The sequence below is a fragment of the Acidovorax sp. Leaf78 genome, assembly GCF_001422735.1.
GTDB lineage: Bacteria > Pseudomonadota > Gammaproteobacteria > Burkholderiales > Burkholderiaceae_C > Acidovorax.
The window spans coordinates 410,313-429,681 of the sequence record NZ_LMLZ01000001.1 but is presented as its reverse complement, the minus strand read 5'-3'; the positions used below and the strand labels follow the sequence as shown (position 1 = coordinate 429,681).

15 protein-coding genes are annotated in these 19,369 nt (G+C 66.9%); 8 read left to right on the top strand and 7 right to left on the bottom strand.

Going from position 1 to position 19,369, the window contains the following annotated elements:
• The first annotated feature begins 9 nt into the window (after window positions 1-9).
• Window positions 10-447 carry a hypothetical protein gene (locus ASF16_RS01905; protein ID WP_056161867.1) on the top strand — a complete coding sequence of 146 codons (438 nt, stop codon included), beginning with the start codon at window positions 10-12 and terminating at the stop codon, window positions 445-447.
• A gap of 119 nt (window positions 448-566) precedes the next feature.
• Here ASF16_RS01905 and ASF16_RS01900 read toward each other — a convergent pair whose 3' ends face one another.
• The 3 genes from ASF16_RS01900 to ASF16_RS01890 form a co-directional block, all read right to left on the bottom strand.
• Window positions 567-1,781 carry a fatty acid desaturase gene (locus ASF16_RS01900; RefSeq protein ID WP_056161865.1) on the bottom strand — a complete coding sequence of 405 codons (1,215 nt, stop codon included), beginning with the start codon at window positions 1,779-1,781 and terminating at the stop codon, window positions 567-569.
• A 319-nt stretch (window positions 1,782-2,100) separates the two neighbouring features.
• On the bottom strand, window positions 2,101-3,372 hold the full coding sequence (locus ASF16_RS01895; RefSeq protein WP_056161863.1) for an RsmB/NOP family class I SAM-dependent RNA methyltransferase: 1,272 nt from the start codon (window positions 3,370-3,372) through the stop codon (window positions 2,101-2,103).
• 223 nt (window positions 3,373-3,595) lie between these two features.
• Complete coding sequence (locus ASF16_RS01890; RefSeq protein WP_056161862.1) at window positions 3,596-5,449, bottom strand: M48 family metallopeptidase; 1,854 nt, start codon at window positions 5,447-5,449, stop codon at window positions 3,596-3,598.
• A 169-nt stretch (window positions 5,450-5,618) separates the two neighbouring features.
• Here ASF16_RS01890 and ASF16_RS01885 point away from each other — a divergent pair, with 169 nt between their 5' ends.
• Complete coding sequence (locus ASF16_RS01885) at window positions 5,619-5,885, top strand: DUF1653 domain-containing protein (protein WP_056161860.1); 267 nt, start codon at window positions 5,619-5,621, stop codon at window positions 5,883-5,885.
• Between the two features lie 122 nt (window positions 5,886-6,007).
• Here ASF16_RS01885 and purN read toward each other — a convergent pair whose 3' ends face one another.
• On the bottom strand, window positions 6,008-6,601 hold the full coding sequence (purN, locus tag ASF16_RS01880) for a phosphoribosylglycinamide formyltransferase (RefSeq protein ID WP_056161858.1): 594 nt from the start codon (window positions 6,599-6,601) through the stop codon (window positions 6,008-6,010).
• Between the two features lie 24 nt (window positions 6,602-6,625).
• On the opposite strand from purN, the gene ASF16_RS01875 reads away from it, so the two are divergent.
• The 4 genes from ASF16_RS01875 to ASF16_RS01860 all read left to right on the top strand — a co-directional run bounded on the left by ASF16_RS01875 (window position 6,626) and on the right by ASF16_RS01860 (window position 11,149).
• Complete coding sequence (locus ASF16_RS01875) at window positions 6,626-7,321, top strand: YceH family protein (RefSeq protein ID WP_056161855.1); 696 nt, start codon at window positions 6,626-6,628, stop codon at window positions 7,319-7,321.
• Between the two features lie 47 nt (window positions 7,322-7,368).
• Complete coding sequence (locus tag ASF16_RS01870; RefSeq protein ID WP_056161853.1) at window positions 7,369-8,550, top strand: acyl-CoA dehydrogenase family protein; 1,182 nt, start codon at window positions 7,369-7,371, stop codon at window positions 8,548-8,550.
• Between the two features lie 12 nt (window positions 8,551-8,562).
• Window positions 8,563-9,678 (top strand): acyl-CoA dehydrogenase family protein, encoded by a 1,116-nt coding sequence (locus ASF16_RS01865; protein ID WP_056161851.1) that lies wholly within the window; start codon window positions 8,563-8,565, stop codon window positions 9,676-9,678.
• A 79-nt stretch (window positions 9,679-9,757) separates the two neighbouring features.
• The gene (locus ASF16_RS01860; protein ID WP_056161848.1) at window positions 9,758-11,149 is read left to right on the top strand and encodes an alpha/beta fold hydrolase; all 1,392 of its coding nucleotides are present in this window, start codon (window positions 9,758-9,760) and stop codon (window positions 11,147-11,149) included.
• A gap of 138 nt (window positions 11,150-11,287) precedes the next feature.
• Here ASF16_RS01860 and ASF16_RS01855 read toward each other — a convergent pair whose 3' ends face one another.
• The 3 genes from ASF16_RS01855 to ASF16_RS01845 all read right to left on the bottom strand — a co-directional run bounded on the left by ASF16_RS01855 (window position 11,288) and on the right by ASF16_RS01845 (window position 15,650).
• On the bottom strand, window positions 11,288-11,827 hold the full coding sequence (locus tag ASF16_RS01855; RefSeq protein ID WP_056161846.1) for a DUF3617 family protein: 540 nt from the start codon (window positions 11,825-11,827) through the stop codon (window positions 11,288-11,290).
• A 95-nt stretch (window positions 11,828-11,922) separates the two neighbouring features.
• Window positions 11,923-14,793 carry an IPTL-CTERM sorting domain-containing protein gene (locus ASF16_RS01850; RefSeq protein ID WP_156371837.1) on the bottom strand — a complete coding sequence of 957 codons (2,871 nt, stop codon included), beginning with the start codon at window positions 14,791-14,793 and terminating at the stop codon, window positions 11,923-11,925.
• A 167-nt stretch (window positions 14,794-14,960) separates the two neighbouring features.
• A complete protein-coding gene (locus ASF16_RS01845) occupies window positions 14,961-15,650 on the bottom strand; it encodes a response regulator transcription factor (protein ID WP_235507222.1) in 690 nt (229 codons plus the stop codon).
• Between the two features lie 248 nt (window positions 15,651-15,898).
• On the opposite strand from ASF16_RS01845, the gene ASF16_RS01840 reads away from it, so the two are divergent.
• Both ASF16_RS01840 and ASF16_RS01835 read left to right on the top strand, forming a co-directional pair.
• On the top strand, window positions 15,899-17,824 hold the full coding sequence (locus tag ASF16_RS01840) for an ATP-binding protein (protein WP_162241044.1): 1,926 nt from the start codon (window positions 15,899-15,901) through the stop codon (window positions 17,822-17,824).
• Between the two features lie 174 nt (window positions 17,825-17,998).
• Window positions 17,999-19,309 carry a tetratricopeptide repeat protein gene (locus ASF16_RS01835; RefSeq protein ID WP_056161840.1) on the top strand — a complete coding sequence of 437 codons (1,311 nt, stop codon included), beginning with the start codon at window positions 17,999-18,001 and terminating at the stop codon, window positions 19,307-19,309.
• Window positions 19,310-19,369: the final 60 nt, after the last annotated feature.

Below are 19,369 nucleotides of genomic sequence, written 5' to 3'. Positions count from 1 at the left end.
GCCCGCACCATGCCAACGCCCACGCAATCCGCCACGCCGTCCGCCAATTCAGCCGCCGCCCACACCACCGCCCCATCGGCCGCAGTCACCCTGGGCCTCACCTCCGGCCAAAGCCTGTGGCTGTGCCTGCCGCCCGGCAGCGTGCTGCACACCACCCAGGGGGAGGTGTCGCTGCGCTTTGCGCCACAAGACTGCGGACATGCCCTGCACACCCCGCCGCAGGCACGGCTTGGCGCGGGCGATCATCGGCATTCGGGATCGAGCACCCAGACCACCTGGGTGCAGGTGGACAACGCCCTGCCCGGCCGCGCAGAGATCCAGGTCATCGAACAAGCGCCCGCGCCGGGGCTTTGGCATCAGGCACGGCACCTGCTGCGCACAGCGTTTGCAGGCCGCGACAAAACCGCCCAGGACCGCACGTTTGGCAATGTGCCCGCGCTGCGCTAACGACTGATGGCTGATGGCCGATCGCGAAGGACACATTGCCTGACCCATGGTTGTGCCCAAAGAAAAAGGCCTTGCCAGATGGCAAGGCCTTGGGCGCTGAACGCCAGGGCTGGGGCGCTTCAGGCCTGCGCCGCGCGCAGCCGCAGCGAGAACTCGCGCAGCGCGGCAATGCCGCTTTCTTCCGCGCGGCGGCACCAGGCTTGCAGGTCGGCCGTCAGTTGCTCGCGCGACTGGGACGTGTTGAGCCACAGCTGACGCAGCTCTTCGCGCATGGTGACCATCTTGTCGAGCGCCGGGTGGGCGGCGCGCGCCTGGGCCAGTTGCGGCAGAGCGCCCGCGGGCACCTTCTCGGCATCGCGGTGCAGCCAGCGCTTGGCGGCGGTCAGTACCGAGACGTCCGCCTGGCGGGCCTTGAGCGCGGCAATCTCTTCCTTGCAGGCCTGACGCACGCCGCGAGCGTAGCCGGCCATCACCTCGTAGCGGTTGGCGATCAGCGCCTCCAGCGTCTTTTCATCGGCCACGGGCTTCACGTCGCCCAGCTGCAGCTTGGGCGGCACCTTCTTGACAGTGGCCCAGCCCACTTTCTTCATCAGGCTGATGTAGGCCCAGCCGATGTCGAACTCGTACGGCTTGACCGAGAACTTGGCCGACGTGGGATAGGTATGGTGGTTGTTGTGCAGCTCTTCGCCGCCAATGATCACGCCCCAGGGCGAGAGGTTGGTGCTGGCGTCCTGCGCCTCGAAGTTGCGGTAGCCCCAGTAGTGACCCACGCCGTTGACCACACCGGCCGCCCAGAACGGGATCCACAGCATCTGCACGGCCCAGACCGCGGCGCCCGCTGCGCCGAACAGCGCGAGGTTGAGCACCAGCATCACGCCCACGCCCTGCCAGCCAAAGCGGGTGTAGACATTGCGTTCCATCCAGTCATCGGGCGTGCCGTGGCCGAACTTCTTCATGGTCTCGGGGTTCTTCGACTCGGCGCGGTACAGCTCGGCGCCGCGCCACATCACGGTATCGAGGCCCCGGGTCTGCGGGCTGTGCGGGTCGTCCACGGTTTCGCACTTGGCGTGGTGCTTGCGGTGGATGGCCACCCACTCCTTGGTCACCATGCCGGTGCCGAGCCACAGCCAGAAGCGGAAGAAATGCGAAGGGATCGCATGCAGGTCGACCGACCGGTGCGCCTGCGAGCGGTGCAGGAAGATCGTGACGGCCGCAATGGTGATGTGCGTCGTCGCCAGCGTGTAGAGCACGATCTCCCACCAGGCCAAGTCCCACAGCCCGTGGCCCAGCCAGTCGATGGCGGCGTTCAGCACAGTCCAGTCGGGTAACAGCATATTCAAAAATACCTCGTACAAAACACCCGGGCACCAGCGGTGGCGGGACTGTCAATTTTAAAGCGCGCCCCCCATTTCAGACTGGAGGTTATCCACAGTACCCAGAGTGACTTGGCCCCTGAGTCGCCTTCACGACAAGGCCGTGCAGACTGGGCGCCAGAACGGACTGCGCAACGAGCGGAACCGCAACTCCCACGCCCGTTTCGTCACTTGCGGCGCAACCGGCGCGGCCCATGCCAGTGCCACCGTGGAACCGGCTCCGCCGGGCCACCGGTGGCGTCCCCCTTGGGGGAAGACGCGCAGCGGCTCAGGGGGGGGCTTACTTCCTCGTCCAGACCGCCGCAAAGAACCCGTCGGTGTGGTGCACATGGGGCCACAGGCGCAGATATCCAGTGCCGGACTCGCCGCCGCTGCACAGCTGCGGGGCGCCCTCGACCTTGAGCTGGGCCAGCAGCTCGCCGGCATCCACCAGCACGAAGTCGGGGTGCGCGGCGCTGAAAGCCTCGGCGATGGCCTCGTTCTCCTGCGGCAGGATGCTGCAGGTGGCATACACCAGCCGGCCGCCGGACTTGAGCAGGCGCGCGGCGCTGGCCAGGATGGCCGTCTGCTTGGCCACCAGTTCTTCCACCGCCTTGGGCGTCTGGCGCCACTTGAGGTCGGGGTTGCGGCGCAGCGTGCCCAGGCCCGAGCACGGTGCGTCGACCAGCACGCGGTCGATCTTGCCCGCCAGGCGCTTGACGCGGTCATCGCGTTCGTGGGCGATGGCTGCGGGGTGAACGTTGGACAGCCCGCTGCGGGCCAGGCGGGGCTTCAAGGCATCGAGCCGGTGGCCCGACACGTCGAACGCATACAGGCGGCCCGTGCTGCGCATGCTGGCACCGATGGCCAGCGTCTTGCCGCCGGCACCGGCGCAAAAGTCCACCACCATCTCGCCGCGCTTGGCGTCGAGCAGCAGGGCCAGCAGTTGGGAGCCCTCGTCCTGCACCTCCACGGCGCCACGGGTAAAGACATCGAGCTTGGTCAGCGCCGGCTTGCCGTCGATGCGCAGGCCCCAGGGCGAGTACGGCGTGGGCACGGCCTTGATGCCGGCCTTGGCGAGTTCCTTTTGCACATCGGCGCGCTTGTCCTGCAGGGCGTTGACGCGCAGGTCCAGCGGCGCGGCGTTCGACAAACTCTCCACCAGCGGCCAGAAGCCCGTGCCCAGCTGGTCCTTCAGGGGCTGCACCAGCCATTCGGGCAGGTTGTGGCGGTGGCGCTCCATCAGGTCGTCCACCGTCACGGCGTCGCATTGGTCGAGCCAGTTCTTTTCCTGGTCGGTCAGGGCGCCGTTCAGAAAGTCGCGCGGGCCGTGAAAGCCCAGGATGGCCAGGCGCCGCTCCTTGGGGCCGGAGCCCGAGGGGGCCATGTGGTCAAACAGCAGCTTCTTGCGCAGCACGGTGTAGACCGTTTCGGCCAGCGTGGCCCGCTCGCGGGGCCCCAGGCCCCGGTTGTCACGGAAAAAGCGCGACACCACCGCGTCGGCGGGGTGTTCGAAGGTGAGGGTGAGTCGGACGAGTTCGGCGCAGGCGTCGAGAAGAACTTTGGGATGCATCCCTCTATTGTCCCACCCTGGAAGCCCCCCTGTATCGCGGCGGGGCGGCCCTTGCGCGGGGTCCGCTGGCATTTGGCAGCGCCGGGTTCAAGCGCAAAGACGGTGCGCAGAGGCTGAAACAGGCACGCGCCAGGCCAGTGCCACCGTGGAACTGGCTTTGCCAGGCCACCGGTGGCGTCCCCCTGGGGGGAAGACGCGAAGCGTCTCAGGGGGGCTTATGCATCTACCTGGTGAAGATCGGATCGAAAGCGTAGCGCTGAATCTCCTTGAGCGTGGGCGACTCGCCCGCCCACAGCGCCAGGGTGGGCCCGGGGATGCTCAGGTTGCGCTCCAGCGCGCGGCACAGGTGGTAGCGGCTGTCGTCGTCCAGGCCCGGCAACTCCACGAACAGCAGGTAGGCCCGGCGCTGTGCGTACTCGCGCAGGTTCTTGCGCACCAGCCAGCAGCGGGCCAGCGGCACGCAGCGCGCGAGCTCTGCCTTGAGCTCGGCCAGCTCGAACTCGCTCAGGTCGTGGCGCGAGATCTGGCTGAAGAACGAGGTGCCCGACAGCTCCTCCCACGCCCGGTCCTCGGACTCCTGCGCGCGCTCCAGGCGCTTGCGCCACTGCTTGAAGGCGGCGGCGTCGTGCTCCTTGCCCAGGCGGGGGGTTTCGAGCTCGGCCAGCGCCGTGCGCGCGGCCCAGAAGCGGTCGCCGCTGGCGGTGTCCCACAGCCGGTGCAGCAGCGCCAGCTTGCCGTCGCGGTCGTCGTCGGCCAGGCAGGTGACCAGCCCGCGCAAGGCGGCCGGGTGTTCGGGGCTGCGTGCCAGCGCGGTCTCGTACAGCGGGCGCACATTGGCACGCGGGTCCAGGTGGCGCTTGAGGCGTGCCAGCTCCACCAGCTCGACCGCGCTGCTCTGGGCGGTGGATGCGCCCAGCGCCTCGGCGCGGGCGCGCACCCGCTCCAGCCAGGCGTGGTGCTGCTTCCATTCGGTGGCGTTGTCACGGCACCACTCTTTGTCGAAATGCGCCACCCAGCGCTTGGCCTCGGGGCCCAGCAGGCCCAGCGCGTTGCCGCGCGACCAGTCGGGCACGGTGGGTGCGGCGTCCAGTGCCTCGATGCGGTCGCGCAGGCCCGGGTGGGTGTCGTCCACGCTGCTGATGCGCTTGAGCGCCTGGCGCATCGCATCGTTGGCAAAGGCAGCGTCCGGCGGCTCGGCCAGGCGGCGTCGCATGCCGCGGTAGGGCCCCACGGGCAGCGGGTTGCCTGCGGCGCCGCACCAGTGTTGGCCCCAGAACTCTTCGTGCAGCCAGGCGCCGCGGATCTCGATCTCGGCCAAGGCCGCCGCCGTCACCTCGCGGCCCAGCAAGCGGCCGGCGATGCGGTCGGCCTCGTACTCGTCCTGCCGTGCCAGCGCAAAGGTCTTGGCCGAAAACCGCGGAAAGTACCAGCGCATGAAGGCCTGCGTGGCCGCTGCGGCCGGGCCCTCGTCATCGGACAGGCTGTAGTTCAGGCGCATCCACGACAGGCGGGTGCGGTAGATCCAGGCGGCAAACCGGCCGTGGTCGCCGCGCAGGTGCCCATATTCGTGGGCCAGCACCGCCAGGAAACGCGGGCGGTCCAGCGCCATCAAGAGCGGCAAGCCAATGGTCAGGTGGTTGACGGCGCCGCCCAGCAGTCCAAAGCGGGGCACCTGCTGGATGCTGGCGTTGAACTCGCTGTCGAGCCGCACCGTGTGGATGGGCGGCCCCTTGATCTTGCGGCGGATGCGCTCGAGTGCCTCGAACAATTCCGGCGCCTCCAGTGCCGTGATCTCCACACCGCCCGGGGGCTCGAGCCGCACCCACAGCGCCCGCAGGCTCACCCACAGCAGGCCCACCGCTCCCAGCAGCAGCCACACCATGGCCAGCCGAAAGCGCCCGTGCAGGACCTGGGGCACCACCCACAGCACGATGCCGACGGCCAGCGCCAGGCAGCCCAGCACCCACGCATAGCCCAGCGCCGCAAAAGCGGCCACGCTGCGTCGGTAGGCGCGGCTGTTGTCGGCACTGGCATGCTCGCTCATGCGCACCAGGTGCACAAAATCTGCCTGATCCACGGGTGTCCCTCTCCCTCTGTATGGTTGCTTATTTTTCTGTGCCGGGCAGCCCGCTGGCAAACCCCGTGCCGGAAGGGGGCCACCCCGCCGCCGCACAAAATGCTGAAGCTGGCACAACCCCGCATCCTAACGAACCACCCACCAATCACCAAGACACCAAGACGCACCCATGAACGACGACGACCTGCCCGAACTGATCAGCACCCCGCCCGGCCTGTACCGCCACTACAAGGGAATGCTCTACGAGGTGATCGACACCGTGCGCCACAGCGAGACCCTGGAGCCGATGACGCTGTACCGCGCGCTGTATGGCCGGCACGGCCTGTGGGTGCGGCCGGCCGCCATGTTCGAAGAGCCGGTGCTGGTGGACGGCGTGCTGCGACCCCGCTTTGTGAAGTGCGAAGAGGGATCGGTGCCGCCTGCATCCCATGGCTGATGCGGCCCTGTGCACCGCCATGGCAGTGCATGGCCGTGTTCTCAGCGCAAAAATGGCTTCTACCGCTTGATAGACAAGCGGCATCAGCTATTAAATCAATAGCAAACTGTCGGACGCGGCACCTACAGCCGCTGCACCAGCGCCCGCACGGCGCGGGGGTAGATCACGTGCTCCTGGGTGAGCACGCGGGCCGCCAGCGTGTCCGCCGTGTCGCCGGGCAGCACCGGCACCACGGCCTGGTCCAGGATGGGGCCCACATCCAGCTCTGCCGTCACCTGGTGCACGGTGACTCCGGCCACCTTGCAGCCCGCGTCGATGGCGCGCTGGTGCGTATGCAGGCCGGTGAAGGCCGGCAGCAGGGACGGGTGGATGTTGATCAGCCGCCCCGCATACCGCTCCACGAAGCCGGGGGTCAGAATGCGCATGAAGCCTGCCAGCACCACCAATGCGGGCTCGTGCCGGTCGATCAACGTGGCCAGCTCGGCATCGAAGGCCTCGCGGCTGGCAAAACCCTTGTGGTCCAGCGCCTCGGCGGCAATGCCCTGCTCGCGCGCAAAGGCCAGGCCGGCGGCCTCGGGTTTGTTGCTGACGACGGCCACCACGCGGGCGCCGTAGCGCTGCTGCCAGTTCTCTTGCTGCGCGGTGCGCACGATGGCCGCCATGTTGGAGCCGCCGCCTGAGATCAAAATGACGATGTTCTTGACGCTGTTCTTCATAAATTGCACCGGATTATCCCAGCCATGCCCTTCGACCCGACCACCCGCCCCCTGACCGCCGCCGAAGCCCGCGTGCTGGCCACCCTGATGGAGAAAGCCCGCACCGTGCCCGACAGCTACCCCATGTCGCTCAACGGCCTGGTCACCGGCTGCAACCAGAAGACCAGCCGCGACCCGGTGATGAACCTGAGCGACGCCGAGGCGCAGGAAGCGCTGGACTCGCTCAAGCTCCTGACGCTGGCGTTCGAGAGCAGCGGCAACCGCACCACGCGCTGGGAGCACAACTTTCAGCGCGGCGTGGGCGTGCCCGAGCAGTCGGCCGTGCTGCTGGGCCTGTTGGTGCTGCGCGGCCCCCAGACGGCGGGCGAGCTGCGCATCAATTCCGAGCGCTGGTACCGCTTTGCCGATATCTCGTCGGTCGAGGCCTTTCTGGACGAGCTGCAGGAGCGCAGTGCCGAAAAGGGCGGCCCGCTGGTCGTGCTGCTGCCGCGTGCCCCCGGTGCGCGCGAGCAGCGCTGGGCGCACCTGCTGTGCGGCCCGGTGGACACCAGCGCCGCAGCGCCTGCCGCCAGCAGCAGCAGTGGAGGCAGCGCACCCGCCGCGCTGCAGGCCCGCGTGGACGCCCTCGAAGGCCAGGTGGCCGCCCTCCAGGCCACGGTGCAGCGGCTGTGTGCCGAGCTGGGCATGGCCGACCAAATGTCACCACCCGGACAGGACTAAAACGAACGACCGTGCTACAAATGCGGGATCACTTGGAGACAAACCGCATGGATCTCGCATTCACCCCTGAAGAGCAGGCCTTCCGCGAAGAGATTCGCGCCTGGGTTCACGCCAATCTACCGAAAGAAATTTCGCACAAGGTGCACAACGCCCTGCGCCTGACCCGCGACGACCTGCAGGGCTGGGCCAAGATCCTGGGCAAGAAGGGCTGGCTGGGCTTTGGCTGGCCCCAGCAATTCGGCGGTCCCGGCTGGACGGCCGTGCAAAAGCATTTGTTCGAAGAAGAATGCGCCCTGGCGGGCGCGCCCCGCATCGTGCCCTTCGGCCCGGTGATGGTGGCGCCGGTGATCATGGCGTTCGGCAACGCCGAGCAGCAAAAGCGCTTTCTGCCCGGCATCGCCAGCGGAGAGGTGTGGTGGAGCCAGGGCTACAGCGAACCGGGCTCCGGCTCGGACCTGGCCTCGGTCAAGACCCGCGCCGAGCGCGTGGGCGACAAGTACATCGTCAACGGCCAGAAGACCTGGACGACCCTCGGCCAGTACGGTGACTGGATGTTCAACCTGGTGCGCACCAGCACCGAGGGCAAGCCGCAGACGGGTATCTCCTTCCTGCTGCTGGACATGAAGTCCAAGGGCGTGACCGTGCGCCCCATCAAGCTGCTGGATGGCGAGTGCGAGGTCAACGAAGTGTTCTTCGACAACGTCGAAGTGCCTGCCGAGAACCTGATCGGCGAAGAGAACAAGGGCTGGACCTACGCCAAGCACCTGCTGTCCCACGAGCGCACCAACATCGCCGATGTGAACCGCAGCAAGCGCGAGCTGGAGCGCTTGAAGCGCATCGCCAAGGCCGAAGGCATGTGGGAAGACCAGCGCTTCCGTGACCAGATCGCGCTGCTCGAAGTGGACATCGTGGCACTGGAAATGCTGGTGCTGCGCGTGTTGTCGGCCGAGAAGTCGGGCAAGAACTCGCTCGACATCGCGGGCCTCCTGAAGATCCGCGGCAGCGAGATCCAGCAGCGCTACGCCGAGCTGATGATGCTGGCCGCCGGCCCGTTCAGCCTGCCCTTCATCGAAGAGGCCATGGAGGCCGGATGGCAAGGAAACTTCCCAGGCGGCGTCACCGCCAACGCGCCGCTGGCGTCCACCTACTTCAACCTGCGCAAGACCACGATCTACGGTGGCAGCAATGAAGTGCAAAGAAATATCGTCGCGCAGACTGTGCTGGGCTAAGGAGACAAGAACATGGATTTCGATTTTTCTGACGACCAGGAACAACTGCGCGATGCCGTGCGCAAGTGGGTGGACAAGGGCTACACCTTCGAGCGCCGCCGCGCTGCCGTGGCCGCTGGCGGCTTCGACCGCGCCGCCTGGGGCGAACTGGCCGAGCTGGGCCTGACGGCGCTGACCGTGCCCGAGGCCCACGACGGCATGGGCCAGAGCGCCATCGACGCCATGGTGGTGGCCGAAGAATTGGGCCGCGGCATGGTGCTGGAGCCGATTGCGCAGGCCTTCATCGCCAGCAGCGTGCTGTCGCAGTACGGCACGGCCGACGTGCAAGCCGCTTGGCTGCCCCGCGTGGCCAGCGGCGAAGCCCTGGTGGTGCTGGCCTACCAGGAGCGCAAGGCACGCTACCGCCTGGATGTGTGTGAGGCCAAAGCGGCTGCAGCGCAGTCCGGGTATGCGCTGACAGCTACTAAAAGCATAGTGGCCGCTGGCGACCAGGCCGATGCCTTCATCGTGCCCGCGCAGCTGGACGGCAAGATCGCCCTCTTCCTGGTCGAGCGCTCGGCCGCTGGCGTGACCACGCGGGGCTACGTCACGCAGGACGGCAGCCGCGCAGCAGAATTGCAGCTGGCCAACGCGCCCGCCACGCTCATCACCACCGACGGCCTGGCCGCGCTGGAGCTGGCGGTGGACACCGGCATTGCCGCCACCTGCGCCGAAGCCGTGGGCGTGATGGACAAGACGGTGGCGCTCACCGTCGAATACATGAACCAGCGCAAGCAGTTCGGCGTGTTCATCGCCAGCTTCCAGGCGCTGCGCCACCGCGTGGCCGACATGAAGATGCAGCTCGAGCTCGCCCGCTCGATGAGCTACTACGCCAGCCTGAAACTCGGCGCGCCCGCCGCCGAGCGCCGCGCCGCCATGGCGCGCGCCAAGGTACAGCTGGGCCAGTCGATGCGTTTCGTGGGGCAGCAGTCGGTGCAACTGCACGGCGGCATCGGCGTGACGGATGAGTACATCGGCAGCCACTACTTCAAGAAGCTGACGCAGCTGGAGATGACGTTCGGCGACACGCTGCACCACCTGGGCGAGGTCTCGGCCCGCATGCAGGACACGGCGGGCGTCTTTGCCTGACGCAGGCGCGTAACACCCGCATGCCATGCTCGTGGATTCCCCGGTCCACGGGCATTTTTCTATTTCTGGAGACCCTTCGATGAACACGCTTTTCCTGCCCCGACGGTCCCTGCTGCTGGGCGCGGCCATTGCCGCCAGCCTGGCCCTGGCCGGCTGCGCCACGCAGAGCTCCGGCATGGCCGAGGCCCCGCCCATCGTCTTTGTGCACGGCAACGGCGACACCGCCGCGCTGTGGCAGACCACCGCGTGGCGCTTCGAGTCCAACGGCTGGCCGCGCGAGCGCCTGCACGCCATCGACGTGCCCTACCCGCTCTCGCGCGACGACGATGCCAAGCCCCAGCCGGGCCGCACCTCCGCAGCCGAGCACATGGCCTACCTGAAGGCCGAAGTGGACAAGGTGCTGCAGGCCACCGGCGCCCGGCAGGTCGTGCTGATGGGCAATTCGCGCGGCGGCAATGCGATCCGCAACTACATCTACAACGGCGGTGGCGACAAGACCGTGAGCCACGCCATCCTGGGCGGCACGCCCAACCACGGTGTGTGGGCTACGCCGGGCTTTCGCGAAGGCAATGAATTCTCGGGCACCGGCCCCTTCCTCAAGGCCCTGAACGCCCCCAAGAACGCCGCGGGCGACGAGGTGAGCGGCCCGGTGAAGTGGATGACCATCCGCTCGGACAATAACGACAAGTTCGCGCAGCCCGACGGCCTGTGGATCGGCCAGAAAGGCACGCCCACCAATGTCACCGCCGCAGGGCCCGAGCTCAAGGGCGCGACCAACGTGGTGATCCCGCGCATCGACCACCGCGAGACCTCATACTCGCCCGCCGCATTCGAAGCCACCTACCGCTTCATCACCGGCAAGGCCCCGGCGCGCACCGACATCGCGGCCGAAAAATCCGTGGTGCTGAACGGCAAGATCACCGGCCTGGGCGTGGACTCGGCCGATGCGAAGACCGGCAACTTCAGCAACAACCTGCCCCTGCCCGGCGCCCAACTGGAGGTGTACGCCACCGACCCGGCCACGGGCGCCCGCACCGGTGGCGCTCTGCTGAAGAAGACCGTGGGCACGGACGGCCGGTGGGGCCCGCTGACCACCCAGCCCGGCGTGCCCCTGGAGTTCGTGATCTCCGCGCCCGGCTACGCCACGACCCACATCTACCGCAGCGGCTTTCCCCGCAGCAGCGAGCTGATCCACCTGCGCCCCGAACGCATCGCCGACGCGGACAAAACCGCCGATGCCATCGTCACCCTGACCCGCCCCCGCGGCTACCTGGACCCTGCACGCGACAAGATGCTGCTGGACGGCGCCCCGCCCGCCGGCGTGCCGGCCGGTGCCGGCGCCGCGTCGGCCAAGATCAAGCCCGCGGGCGGGCAGCGCCCCATCGCCGCCGAGTTCAACGGCGAGCGTGTGGTGGGCCAGACCTGGCCTGCGGCCCAAGGGCATGTGGTGATGCTGGAGATCAACCAGTAACATCCGGTCTTCGTCAGCAACGCAAAAGACGCGCACAACAAAAAAACCCCACAGGGCGCACCTGTGGGGTTTTTTTACGTTCGGTAGGCCCAGGGCCACGAACCAGGTCGGTGCCGCCGGATCAATGCCTTTGTTGCCTCAGTGCCGATGCCCCTCGTGGCTTGCGCTCTGCTTGAGGCTCTCGACGATGTTCACCGTGATGCCATTGGGCAGCACCATGTCCGATGGCTTCATGCCCGCCTTGCAGTCCCCCACGCGGCGCCCGCTGAACTGGGTCACCCCCGGCGCGTTGTTAGCGACGGGCTTTGAATAGGCCACTTCAAAGTCGCCCTGGTAGGACTGCTGAAAGTCACCGCTGAGCCGAATGCGCGCGGTGACCCGGTTGTCGTGCACGAAACACACGGTCTGCACAGTGAACTGGCCGCCCTCCTTCTTGACCGCAGTCTCGTGGCAATGCTCCTGGCCAGGCACCACGGCGAGCATGGTCACGGCATCCACGTCGTTCGTCGTGCACTGCAGAACCTTCTGCTGGCGCATGACGGACTGGCCGGCCCCGATGATCGACACCTCCCACAAACCGGGCTTGCGCACCGGCAGGGCATCGGCATGGGCGAGCGGCACCACGACGACGCCGAACGACAGTGACACAGCCGCAACGGCCAACGCGATTTTTTTCATGGATCGAGACAAGTAGAGTGCCAGAGCCCCACGCAGGGACCCTGGCACGGTTCGGAAGTGCACCAGTGCACTTCGGATCGAGGGCTTCGGCTGCGTCAGCCGCCGAATCTGCGCCGGTGCACCCAGGCCATCAGTGCCAGCAGAGCCGACAGGATGATCATGCCCCACTCGGACAAGGTGGGGATGGACGCAGGGCCTGCCGCCATGGCCGGTGCGAACCGGAACACTGCGGTGCAGTCCGCCGCCACGGCGGGCACGGTGTAGGTGGTGAAACCCGCGTTGAAGCTGCCGCCCGTGCAGGTGCTGGAGGCGTCCAGCGCCGCACGCATGCCGGCACCGGGAGCGAGCGTGAACACGGCGCTGGCGCCGGGCACCACGGACTGGGACGCCGGCGACACCGTGCCGGTGCCCGACAGCACCGATCCGGTCACCACCGGGTTGGGCACGAACGCGAAAGCTGCGGAGCAAGCGCCTGCCACGGCGGGGATGGTGTAGACCGTGGTGTCGGCATTGAAGCTGCCGCCCGTGCAGGTGCTGCCCGCCGCCAGGGTGGCGCGCTGGCCGGCCCCTGGCGTGAGCGTGATCACCGCCGTGCCGCCCACGGCCACCGACTGCGACGCAGGGCTGACCACGCCGCTGCCCGAGGCCACGGAGGCCGTGACCGCCACCGGGCCGATGAACACGAAGTTCACCGAGCAGTTGGCCGCCACCGGAGCGATGGTGTAAGTCGTGCCGGACCAGGTACCTGCAGGGCAGGTGCCGGTGGGCGTGCCGCGGCTGTAGCCGGTGGTGGGCGTGACCACGTAGGAGGCAGAACCACCGATCACCACCGTCTTGGGCGCGTTGGGCGTGATGGAGCCTCCGGTGCCGACGGTGGGCGTGACCGTGGCCACGCCGGCATTCACAAAGCTGAAGTTGACCGTGCAGTTTTGCGCGATGGCGTTGGTGGTGTAGGTGCTGCCCACCAGAGCGCCACCGGTCTGCGTGCCGCCGGCTGCGCAGTTGTCGGTGATGACGGGGGCGTAGCCCGCGTTGGGCGTCACGGTGAACGACGTGGTGCCGCCCGGTGCCACGGGCTGCGTGACGGCAGGGCTGACCGAGCCGTTGGCGCCCACGACGGGCGTCACGTCCAGAGGCACCGTGAAGTTGGCCGTCACGGTCTTGGAAGCATCCATGGACACGGTGCAGCTGCTGGCGGTGCCCGAACACCCGCCGCCGCTCCAGCCCGAGAAGATCGAGCCCGAGGGCGCGGTGGCGTACAGGATGACCTGCGAGCCACCCGGCGCGTCGGTGGTGCAGGTGGCGCCGCAGGTGATGCCCGAAGGCACCGACGTCACCGTGCCCGTGCCGATCTTGTTGACTGCGAGATTGAACAAGCCCAGACCCACGGGGTCGGAGTCCGTGGCGGTGTTGTTGGAGCTTTCGCGGTCCTTCACGCTCACCGGCGCGGTCACCGTGGCGGTGTGCAGGATGGTGCTGGCGCCGCTGCCCGCAGGGTCGGCCTGCGCGGAGATCGTGTACGTGAGGGTGCCGCCCACCGGAACAGGGTCCGGCAGGATCTGGCTCACCGCGCCGGAGCCCGAAGGCACCGGGCAGACTGCGCCGCCGCTGGCAGCACAGGTCCAGGTGATGTTGGTCAACGAGGTGGGTGCGGACTCCTGGATCGTGGTGCCAGCCGGCACCGCCGTGGGGCCGAGGTTGGTCACGGACATGGTGTACGTGAGGGCCTGGCCCCAGATCACGGCGCTTTGCCCATCGGACAGGCTCACGCTCAGGTCGACCAGGGGGTCCGTCGTGATCTGGCTTTGCACCAGCGGCCCCAGCAAGGGCGAGATGGCATCGCCCACGATGGAGTAGTTGCCGTGGTTAATGGGGCCCGTGGTGGTACCTGGTGTGATGAACGACAGCGGGATGGTTCCGCTGCTGCCTGGGTTGAGCGTTCCGACCGGGCACGACACGGTGTCGATCTGGTTGCCTGCCGCCCCGGAGGTATTGACCGTGCAGGAGCCCGGCACGCTGGCCGGGTCCACACGCAGGTTCTTGGGAGTTCCGGCCGTGTTGTCTTGCGGAGACACGATGGTCACCACCGTGCTCGTCAGCGGCACGTCACCCTGGTTCGAATAGGAGTACGTGTACGCCACGCTGCTGCCGGCGGCTGCGTATTCAGGCGCATCGGCCTTGATGCCAGGACCGGGCAGATTGGTAAGCCCTGCACCGGAGTCCACGTAGATGTGACCGGAGTGCCCGCTCTGGCTGCAGCCCGCGGCGATCACCGTGACCTTGATCTGGTCACCCACATCGAGCACACCCGCACCTGGCGCGATGTCGATGGTCTGCCAGTTGGTGTACTGAAAGCCACCCACGGACTGCCATGGCACGCCCGACTGGCCGGAGAAGTTGAAGGTGTAGAACAGCTGCTTGTTCTTCGTGATGTTGTAGACCTCCACGAAGAAGTACGGCTGCTCTGCGCCTGGATGCCCGGGGTTCTGCAGCACCGGGGCGATGGCGAAGCGCACGTGTGCCTTGCCGTCGGACGGGTCCACGTCGCCCAGCGTCATCACGGCCGTCTGGTCGATGGACGCAGCGCGGTTCTGGGCACCCAGGTAATTGATCCGCGCGCTCTTTGCGCCGTACAGCGGAAAGCGCACCTGGCCATTGACGTTGGTGTCCGAGCCGTTGCCCACCGCATCGGTCGGCGCCGGTGTGGAGGTGGTGTTGAATGTCAGTCCGAGATCACTTTCGGTGTCCGGGGGGAAATTGGCCAGAGGGATACCAGCGATCGGCACACGCAGATGCCGGACGTTCCAGTTCGCCAGATCGTTCTCGAAGCCGCCATTCACGAAAGCCGCGCGCGCGGAGCCTGCCGTGGCCGCAAGGACCAGCAAGCCCAACAGCAGCAGGCACCAGTGGCGCAAAAGCCTGGAAGGCCCTTCGCGCATTCCGGAAGGAAAAATCTTGGTGATCAATTTGCCATCTCCTCTGTGAACCAGTCTCTGTTGTCAAACCTGCAGGCCGAGTTCGGCCCAGGCTGCGCCCTGCCTTGCGGCATGCACAACCAAATAAATGGGGGGAATAGGTGCGGTTGCTAAGGCGTTCGTCGCCCCGTCAACCCGCTGGCGAAAGGGGTGTCAATTCATGTTGCAAACACGAGCCCTTTTCCAAAAACCGCTCGCACTGGCAATGCCAGGCCGGTGTCGTCCATCGTTTTGCGGCGCAGCCGGGTCAAGGCTGATTCGATGCGATGAAAATCGTCGTCCAGATTGCGGCCACCCACGGCCTGCACCAGCATTTGCTTGCTCACCAGCACGCCCGGGCTGTGCAGCAGGCACGACAGCAGTTCGAGCTCTCTTGTGGTCAACGACACCACCTGCTGGTTGGGTGCGCGCAGCGTGGCGGCTGCGGCATCCAGCTGCCAGGGCACCGCGGCATTGGCGTCACCGCTGCCCGGCCCCTGCAGCCGCTTGTTGCGCAGCTGCGAGCGGATACCGGCCACCAGCTCCTGCATGTCGACGGGCTTGACGAAATACTGCAGCGCCCCGGCCTCCAGGCCTGCGATGCGGCTGTCCAGATCTGCACGGGCGGTCATGAGAACGGTGGAGACCCCTTGCGAGGCCAACCGGGTGAGAAGGCTCAACCCGTCTTCCCCGGGCAAGCCGATGTCCACCACCACGAGGTCCGCACGTTCGCGCAGCAGCTGCACGTAAAAATCTTCGGCCGACTCGGCGCCCCACGCGTGGAATCCCGAGCGCGCAAGGAAGCTGCACACATTGCTGCGGATGTCCTCGTCGTCTTCGACAACTGCGATCGTGGCTTCGGCAGACATGGGAAAAATGGGGCTTTGCAGGTCGCGAAACAGATTGATACGTACTATTGTGGCAGTGCCCTTTGTACCGAGCCATGCACGAGAACTCACGAATACTCACGACCCATATCCCCCATCCGGCGGCAACCTTTGGTGCGCGCGGCCTGCGGCTGTGGCTGGTGATGGGCTGGCTGTTTTTTTCAGCGTTGTTTTCGCACGCCAACGCGGTGGCGCAGGACTTTCAATGGCAGCTGGGATGGGACCTCCCCATGGATCGGCTGGACGATCCGGACCACCGGCTGGGCCCCGATGATGTGGCGACGGCGCAAGCGCAGGCTGGCGTCGCGCGCTTGAGGCACTCGCTCAGCGCGGGATATCTGAGCCATCCGGTCTGGCTTCGCTTCGACGTCCCGGCGCTGCCACCCGGCACGGACCCCGGTGCACTGTGGCTTCTGGCACAACCCACGTACCTGGATTCCATCACGCTGTACCAGCGCAGCGCGAGTGGGGACTGGTCCGCACAGATCAGCGGAGACCATGTGCCGTCGGCGCACAAATCGGGGGTTCGCCAGCATCTGTTTCGGCTGGCGCCCGGCGCGACCGCGCTCATCCGCATTGAGACGACCAGCGCCATGCAGTTGCAAGGCAGCATTCTGGGGACCCAGGCGCTGGCCACCGCGTTGGCCCGCTCGGAGCGCGTGATGGGGCTGTACTTTGGTGCCATGGCCGCACTGCTGCTGGCGGTGTGGGCCGCCGCTGCCATCTTCCGCACCCGCTCGCTCATGGCCCTGGCCGTACTGGGGACAGTGAGCTTCATCCACATCTTCAATGTGCGGGGCTACTCCAGCCTGTGGGCGCCGGCCGCGCTCACGCAGATGGCAAGCCACGCCGTGGGCATCGGTGCGTTCATGCTGGCCGCCACGCTGGCGTGGCAGGTCCGCCAGCAGCTGTCGCGCACCAGCCGCTACCGCCGCACGGACAAGCTGCTCATCGGGCTGGTCGCCCTCAATCTGGCAGGCTCGCTCAGCGTTCCCCTCGGCTTCTATGGCTCGGTGGCCTGGGTGAATCTGCTGTCGCTGATCACCAGCGATTTGATCGCCATCGCACTGTGCGTGCTGGCGCTGCGGCGGCGCGAGAAGCGGGCCCTGCACACGCTGCTCCTGGCCGCCTATGGACTGCATGCGGTGGCGGGTGTTCCGATCACCATCATCATGACCGGCGCACTGCACTGGAACATCGATGCCACCGCGCTGTGGCAGGCGGAAATCATCGTCTTCACGCTGCTGATCGCCTGCGCCGTCTTCGTGGGCCTGGTCGTGCGCTATCGGGACATCCAGCGCGTCAAGGACCTGGCCATCGCGCGGCTGGCGCAGTCCGAGCAGTCGCTGGAAGAGCGCATCGAGCAGCGCACGTCGGAGCTCTCGCACACGCAGGTGGCGTTGGGGCACGCGCTCGACAACGAGCGGGAGTTGCGGCTGGAGCAGCGGCAGTTCTTTCACATGATCAGCCATGAGTTCAGGACGCCCCTGGCCGTGGTGGACAGCGCTGCGGCCGAGCAGCAGGCGTTCCCCTCGCCCGACCTGACCGTGCAAAAAGACCGCGCCGCCCAGATGCGCCGCGCCTGCCGGCGATTGACCTCGCTGGTGGACAGCTGCCTCATCAGCGAGCGGCTGGACACGGCGGGATTCACGCTGCAGGCCTCCCCCGTGCGGGTGGCCGATCTGCTGGAACACGCCGCCCAGCTGGTGCACTGGTCCCCCCGCCACCGCCTGCGCCTTTTCACCGAGTCTGCTCCCGAGGAGTGGGTGTGCGACGAGACGCTGGTGCGCATTGCGCTGTCCAACCTGGTCGACAACGCGGTGAAGTACGCGTCGGCGGGAGAGATCTTCATCGCAGCCCGAAAAGCAGATTCGGGCCTGCTGGAGATTTCCGTCGCGGACGAGGGCTCGGGCATGTCGCTGGAGGTGATGAACCGCATCTTCCAGCGGTTCGAACGCGGGGACCGCACCGACCAGAGCAAGGGCTTCGGCCTGGGCCTGTGGGTGACGCGCCGCGTGGCGCGGCTGCACGGTGGTGACATCACAGTGGAGTCCAGGCCTGGGGAGGGGGCGTGCTTTACGTTGACTCTGGGCGCGCAGCGCGTGGGACCACAGCCAGACGCCGGTCGTCCGCGAGCCGACGCCGCGCATCCGTGAACGGCGCAAGGCATGCGGCGAGGGCCTGCGCTGGCAATGCCAGGCGCGCAGGCCACCACAAGGCGGCGGTCTGCGCGAATCCTGGATAATCTCGGTTTTGCCCGGTAGAACAACCGGACACCGACAGCCTTTCAGACTGACTGACCGACGGTCTGATGCAACTCCTCTGCACCCATGAGCGCCACAGCGAACGATCCCAATCTCAAGTACTTGACCAAAGCCCGTGAGCAGCTCACGAAGGGCGACCTCAGAAACGCTGCGGCGACGCTGAACAAGGCCAACGCACTGTGGCCCCAGGATGCGCGCGTGCACATGCTCGGCGGCCTGCTGGCGGAAAAGGCTGGCAATGTGAAGGGCGCATTTGAATCGCTGCGCAAGGCAGTGTCGCTGGCCCCGGCCTGGGGACCCGGCCTGCTGGAGCTGGCGTTGCTCCTGGCCCGCCAGAACCAGTTTCAAGAAGCTGTGGAAACAGCGGAGAAGGTGGCTGCACTGGAACCCCAGAATCTGCAGGTACTGGCAGGTGTCGTTGACATCGCCCATCGCTCGGGACACGCTGAAATGGCCGTCCGCCATCTGCGCCGCGGCCTGGTCTTGGTGCCCGGCGATGCCACGCTGCAGCGCCTGCTGGCGCGCGACCTGAGCGAGCTGGGCCGCCATGACGAGTCACTTGCCGTGTGGGACGCCCTGATCGCAGCCAACCCTACCGACACGCAATCGCTGGTCGGCCGAGTGCAGGCCTGCGTGGCCGCTGGCAAGGCCGCCGATGCCGCCAAGGACACGTCGGCACTGCTGGCTCTGGCGCCGGATGATGCGGTCTACCAGTACTACGCCGAGCTTGCCAACGGCCGTACGCCGGCGCAGCAGCCTGCAGAGCTGACCCGTCCGCTGTTCGACGGCATGGCCGAAATTTATGACCAGCACATGGTCCGCGGTCTCAAGTACCAGTTGCCCAAGCAAGTAGCCGACCAGATCCTGGCTCGCTATCCGCACAAGAAGCTCAACGTGCTGGACCTTGGCTGCGGCACAGGTCTGCTCGGAGTGTGTCTGGGCCGCCTGGAAGGTGCCTTGATCGGTGTGGACGTTTCACTCAAGATGGTGGAACAGGCGGCTCGCCACAACGTGTACGACCGGTTCCACACCGTCAATCTGCACGATGCGCTGAAAGACACACCGGAAGGTCTGTACCAGGTGGTGGCTGCACTGGATGTATTCATCTATGCCGGCGACTTGACGCAAGCCATTCCCAATGCCTTCCGCGTGCTTGCCGCGGACGGTGAACTGATCTTCTCGTGCGAGATCGGCGAAGAAACAGGCGCTGATCTGGTGCTGCTGCCCTCGGGGCGTTACACCCACAAACGAAGCCACGTGGAAGCTCTTTGCAAGCGTGCCGGATTCGACGCTGTGGTGATCGAGGACACGGTACTGCGCCATGAGGGTGGACAGCCTGTCCACGGGTTTGTGGTCACTGCGCACAAGCCCGCATAAGGCGTACAGCCGCAGCGCAGCGCAACTCGAAGCTCTGGCCCCTGCTCTTCAGCGGGGCGG

Excerpts from the sequence above, each read along its gene's own strand:
- ASF16_RS01905 (WP_056161867.1), top strand. The coding sequence starts at position 10 with ATGCCAACGCCCACGCAATCCGCCACGCCGTCCGCCAATTCAGCCGCC.
- ASF16_RS01900 (WP_056161865.1), bottom strand. The coding sequence starts at position 1,781 with ATGCTGTTACCCGACTGGACTGTGCTGAACGCCGCCATCGACTGGCTG.
- ASF16_RS01895 (WP_056161863.1), bottom strand. The coding sequence starts at position 3,372 with ATGCATCCCAAAGTTCTTCTCGACGCCTGCGCCGAACTCGTCCGACTC.
- ASF16_RS01885 (WP_056161860.1), top strand. The coding sequence starts at position 5,619 with ATGAACGACGACGACCTGCCCGAACTGATCAGCACCCCGCCCGGCCTG.
- purN (WP_056161858.1), bottom strand. The coding sequence starts at position 6,601 with ATGAAGAACAGCGTCAAGAACATCGTCATTTTGATCTCAGGCGGCGGC.
- ASF16_RS01875 (WP_056161855.1), top strand. The coding sequence starts at position 6,626 with ATGCCCTTCGACCCGACCACCCGCCCCCTGACCGCCGCCGAAGCCCGC.
- ASF16_RS01870 (WP_056161853.1), top strand. The coding sequence starts at position 7,369 with ATGGATCTCGCATTCACCCCTGAAGAGCAGGCCTTCCGCGAAGAGATT.
- ASF16_RS01865 (WP_056161851.1), top strand. The coding sequence starts at position 8,563 with ATGGATTTCGATTTTTCTGACGACCAGGAACAACTGCGCGATGCCGTG.
- ASF16_RS01860 (WP_056161848.1), top strand. The coding sequence starts at position 9,758 with ATGAACACGCTTTTCCTGCCCCGACGGTCCCTGCTGCTGGGCGCGGCC.
- ASF16_RS01855 (WP_056161846.1), bottom strand. The coding sequence starts at position 11,827 with ATGAAAAAAATCGCGTTGGCCGTTGCGGCTGTGTCACTGTCGTTCGGC.
- ASF16_RS01845 (WP_235507222.1), bottom strand. The coding sequence starts at position 15,650 with ATGTCTGCCGAAGCCACGATCGCAGTTGTCGAAGACGACGAGGACATC.
- ASF16_RS01840 (WP_162241044.1), top strand. The coding sequence starts at position 15,899 with ATGGATCGGCTGGACGATCCGGACCACCGGCTGGGCCCCGATGATGTG.
- ASF16_RS01835 (WP_056161840.1), top strand. The coding sequence starts at position 17,999 with ATGAGCGCCACAGCGAACGATCCCAATCTCAAGTACTTGACCAAAGCC.